This is a genomic window from Zoogloea sp. LCSB751, assembly GCF_002028455.1.
In the GTDB taxonomy this organism is placed as follows: Bacteria; Pseudomonadota; Gammaproteobacteria; order Burkholderiales; family Rhodocyclaceae; genus Zoogloea.
In genome coordinates, this window is sequence record NZ_MWUM01000556.1 from 1 (window position 1) to 240 (window position 240).

The following is a 240-nucleotide window of genomic DNA, read 5'->3' on the forward strand; positions in this document are numbered from 1 at the left end:
AACCGCTAAATCTTTTAAGGCCATCATCAGTGACTCACCTTCAACATAGTTGAAACTAACGTTGAGACTGCCACTCACACGCTGAGTCATATCACCGTTGATATAGGTTTCTTCAATGTGTTTGATGCCATTCCATAATTTGTCACGCAGCTTAGCAATACGCGCGTCATCTGTTGCCATTTCAGCTTTTGCAATCGCCGCAGCTTCACCTAAACCGACAATTTGGTGAGTTGGCAGAGT

At 44.2% G+C, this 240-nt stretch carries 1 protein-coding gene; it reads right to left on the reverse strand.

Annotated features, from left to right (window positions below):
* On the reverse strand, positions 1-240 hold a 240-nt coding region (locus B4920_RS27690), incomplete at both ends, for an aminotransferase class V-fold PLP-dependent enzyme (protein WP_139379768.1).